The sequence below is a fragment of the Pseudonocardia sp. 73-21 genome (assembly GCF_001899645.1).
GTDB lineage: Bacteria > Actinomycetota > Actinomycetes > Mycobacteriales > Pseudonocardiaceae > Pseudonocardia.
The window spans coordinates 1-4,244 of sequence record NZ_MKVV01000007.1; the positions used below are offsets into that span (position 1 = coordinate 1).

General features: G+C 72.7%; 3 protein-coding genes. 1 reads left to right on the forward strand and 2 read right to left on the reverse strand.

Annotated features, from left to right (window positions below):
• Nucleotides 1-604: 604 nt before the first annotated feature.
• On the reverse strand, nucleotides 605-1,546 hold the full coding sequence (locus BGP03_RS01100) for an alpha/beta fold hydrolase (RefSeq protein WP_296366825.1): 942 nt from the start codon (nucleotides 1,544-1,546) through the stop codon (nucleotides 605-607).
• A 131-nt stretch (nucleotides 1,547-1,677) separates the two neighbouring features.
• On the opposite strand from BGP03_RS01100, the gene serA reads away from it, so the two are divergent.
• Complete coding sequence (gene serA / locus BGP03_RS01105) at nucleotides 1,678-2,877, forward strand: phosphoglycerate dehydrogenase (protein ID WP_296366823.1); 1,200 nt, start codon at nucleotides 1,678-1,680, stop codon at nucleotides 2,875-2,877.
• Nucleotides 2,878-3,099: 222 nt separating this feature from the next.
• Here the strand turns inward: serA and BGP03_RS01110 are convergent.
• Nucleotides 3,100-4,244: substrate-binding protein (locus BGP03_RS01110; protein ID WP_299735088.1), on the reverse strand; the 1,145-nt coding region annotated here is incomplete at its 5' end.

Genomic DNA, 4,244 nt, shown 5'->3' on the forward strand with positions numbered 1-4,244 from the left:
TGGTCCAGCGTGTCGAGGGCCTCGGTGAGGAGGTGCTGCGCGGGAGCCAGCCGGCCGGTGGGCATGCCTTGATTCTACTCGAACAAGTGTGCGATCACCACCTGTTTGGGCAGCTCAGAGCCTGTTCACCGCGTGGCTGCGCCGCCGGCTATGTCATATGACCCGTTGATCAAGACGCCACCCCGGCGGTGGTGCCGATCTTGACAGTGGTGGAGTGGGCCACCGTTCTTCGAGGTGCGGTGCGCTCATGGCACAGGCCCCCAGATCAGCGACACGGCGGGGTTCGTGGTCGGCCACAGCGCACTCGACCACGCACAGCACCGTCTGCGCAGGATCGAGCTACTCGTCGCGTCGGCTGATTCGATCACCTGGGCAGCGAGCACTCCTGGGGGTGGGCGTGCAACACCGGAAGCGTCACCGACGCCGCGGCCAGCCACAACAGGTCCGCGCCGGTGGCGCGGGCGGGGTGCCGGGCGACCAGCCCGGTTCCAGGCCGCTGCGGGGCACGACCCCCTCGCCGCGGTCAGGTATCGCGGCGAGTCGGGCGCCGTTGCGTGGTCCGCGGGCCCGGTCCACCCGGATCCGGACCTGCGGACCGCCGCTCCTATCCGGTGACGTCCCGCAGGTCGGGGAGCGGGCGGCGCAGGAGCTGGCGGCGCCGGGAGTGCCGGTCGGCCTCTGCCGGGCGGGTGGTGTCGAGGAACTGCTGCAGCACCCGGGCGAAGAGCTGGGGCTGCTCGGTGTGCAGGAAGTGGCCGGTGTCGGTGAAGACCTCCAGGTTGCTGCCGGGCAGCAGCCGGTGGGCGTCGACGGTGTGGGCGGCGGGGATCACCGAGTCCCGGTCCCCGGCGATGAGCAGGACGGGGAGCTCGGCCAGCAGGTAGAGCCGCTCGGTGCCCTCCAGCCGTTGCCCCGACCAGTCCAGCGCGCCGTGCACGGTGCGGGCGAACGCGCCGCGGGTGCCGTCGTCGGCGAAGGACGTGAGCGCCCGGGCCAGCCCGTTGATCTCCGACGGCGACGCCGACGGCACGGCCCGCAGCACCAGCCCGACCAGGCGGGGCAACCAGGTGGGGGCGAGCGTGGCCGCCAGCCGCAGCACCAGCGCGGTGCCGGGCAGCGTCGCGGCGCGCAGCGCGAACGTGACCTCGCGTCCCAGCCCGCCGCTGGAGACCAGCACCACACGCTCGACGAGTTCGGGGAACAGGTAGCTGAACTGCATCGCGACGCCGCCGCCGTAGGAGTGCCCGACGACGGTGACCGCGCCGAGGTCCAGGGCGAGCAGCAGGTCCCGCAGCTCGGCCGCGTGGGCGCCCAGCGAGTAGTCACCGCTGCGGGGCTTGGCCGAGCCGCCGTGCCCGAGCAGGTCGGGGGCGATCACGTGGGCATGGCGGGCCAGCGCGGGCATCACCGCCGCCCAGGTGGTGGAGCTGCTGGCCAGCCCGTGCACCAGGAGCACCACCGGCCCGCCCGACGCGGCCCCGGCCTCGCGGAACGCCGTCCGTCGGCCGTGCAGCACGACGTGGCGGAGACGGGGGATGGTGGACACGGTTGACTCCCGTCGGATGGTCCGACGGCCCGGGGGTCAGGAGGCCGTGAGGCCGCACGTCGGTGCGCGGCCACTCTTCGGGTGATGGTCTCACGGCATCGGTGCGAACAGCGGCCGTCTAAGTTGGTCGCGTGAAGGTACTTCTGCTGGAGAACATCCACCCCGTCGCGGCCGAGGCGTTCCGCCGGGCCGGCTTCGAGGTCGACGTGCGTACGGGCTCGTTGAGCGAGGACGAGCTCATCGACCAGCTGCCGGGCGTGGCCGTGCTCGGCATCCGGTCCAACACCAAGGTCACCCCGCGAGTGCTCGAGGCCGGGAAGGACCTCCTGGCGGTGGGGTGCTTCTGCATCGGCACCAACCAGGTGGACCTGGTCGACGCCGCCGCCCGCGGCGTGGCCGTGTTCAACGCGCCGTTCTCCAACACCCGCAGCGTCGTGGAGCTGGTGCTGGGCGAGATCATCTCGCTGGCACGCCGGCTGGGCGAGAAGACCCAGCGCATGCACGAGGGCGTCTGGGACAAGTCGGCCAAGGGCAGCCACGAGATCCGCGGCCGCACGCTGGGCATCGTCGGCTACGGCAACATCGGCACGCAGCTGTCCAACGTGGCGGAGGCCGTCGGCCTGCGGGTGATCTTCTACGACACCGCCGACCGGCTCGCCCACGGCAACGCCCGGCAGGTCGGCACGCTCGACGAGCTGCTGGCCGAGGCCGACGTGGTGAGCCTGCACGTCGACGGCCGCCCCGGCAACGCCGGGCTGTTCGGCGCCGAGCAGTTCGCGAAGATGAAGCCTCGGGCGATGTTCATCAACGCCTCCCGCGGCATGGTCGTCGACGACGCCGCGCTGCGCGACAACATCCTCTCCGGCCACCTGGCCGGCGCCGCGATCGACGTCTTCCCGATCGAGCCGAAGGCCCAGGGTGACTCCTTCGAGTCCCCGCTGCGGGGCCTCGACAACGTCATCCTCACCCCGCACGTCGGGGGCTCCACCCAGGAGGCGCAGGAGGAGATCGGGCACTTCGTCGCCAACAAGCTGGTCGGCTTCGTCACCGCCGGTGGCACCGCGCTCTCGGTCAACCTGCCGGAGGTGGCGGTCCCGCAGGTGCAGGGCGCCTTCCGGATGGGTTACCTGCACACGAACGTGCCCGGGGTGCTGGCCGACATCAACCGCATGCTGGCCGAGACCGGCGTCAACGTCGTCGGGCAGTCGCTGTCCACCCGCGATGGGCACGGTTACGTGCTGGTCGACACCGACACGGTGCTGAGCGAGTCGGCGCTGTCGGAGCTGCGCCGGTCGCCCCACACCGTCTGGCTGCGCAGCTGGCCCGTCTGAGCCGGCCCGCCCGCTCTCGCCCCGACCAGGAACGCGGCCAGCACCGGGAGCGACGTGACCAGCGGGAACTCGGGCGCGCCGCGATCGCGAAGCCCGTGATGATCACGTTGCCGGTCGTGTTGGTGACGACGACGCGGCCGAGGGTGAGGACGCTGATGATGAGCAGCAGCACGGGCAGCGACCCGTGCCGCGGCTCGGCGGGGCGCGACCGCCGCTGGCCGGTCACCCGGTGTTGCCCGCGGGTTGCATGGGCCCGAAGCACGCTCCGCGGGCCGCGGCGAGGTACATCCGCTGGTGGACCTGGTCGGTGCCGTCGAGGGTGACGGTGCCGCGGGGGAAGTCGAACTGGCCGGTGCGCATCTCGTCGGCCACGGGGCCGGGTTCGGTGGTCCGGGCGCGCCGGGCGGCGGCGGTCCACATGTGCACGGCCTCGAAGGTGCACTCCGACAGCGTGGACAGCGGCGGCGCCCACGGTCCGAAGGACTCGCGGTAGCGGCGGACCAGCGAGTCGTTGCCGGCGGTGTCGAGGTGCTGGAAGTAGCCGGAGATCCCGTGGATCCCCGGTGCGGCCGCGCTGCCGACCCGTTCGAGGGTGGACTCGTCCAACGCCGGGGCGAGGCTCAGGGCCCGCTCGCGCAGCCCCATCGCGTGGCACTGCCGCTCGAACGCCGCGGCGTCGGCACCGACGAACGTGTTGAGCACGATGTCGGCACCGGAGGCCACCACGGCGTCGATGATCGGGGCGAAGTCGACCGTGCCCAGCGGCGCGTACCGCTCACCCACCAGCGTCGCGCCGTAGGTCGGCAGTACGGCCCGCGCGGCGGAGTTGACCGAACGGGGCCAGATGTAGTCGTTGCCGGCGAGGAACCAGCGCCGCCCGCCTGCTGCGCGCATGAGCGGGACCGCCGCGGTGGCCAGCTGGGCGTGGGGGCGTTCCCCGAGCCGGATCCGGAGCCGGTCGTGACCGCCGCCCTCGTTCATGAGGGTCTGGACGAGCAGGACCTCGCTGCTCCGCAGGGCCGCCGAGACCGTGACGTAGGTGGCCGAGGTGGTCATCAGGAACACCGTGCGGCACCCGGCGCGGACCAGCCGCATCGCCTCCAGCGCCCCCGTGGCCGGGTCGGTGGCGTCGTCGCCGACCAGCAGTTCGAGCGGGCGGCCGTCGATCCCGCCCTCGGCGTTGATCTCCTCGACGGCCAGCGTCGCGGCGTTCTCGCCGGCGGCGGCGAACAGGCTGCCGGAACCGGACTTGCTGATCAGCAGGCCGACCCGGTGCCCGGTGGCCGCCGTCGGGGGGACCGGGAGGCCCTGGCGGCGCATGAGCCACTCCAGCCCGCGCTCGTCGATGTCGGCGTGCAGGCGCAGGC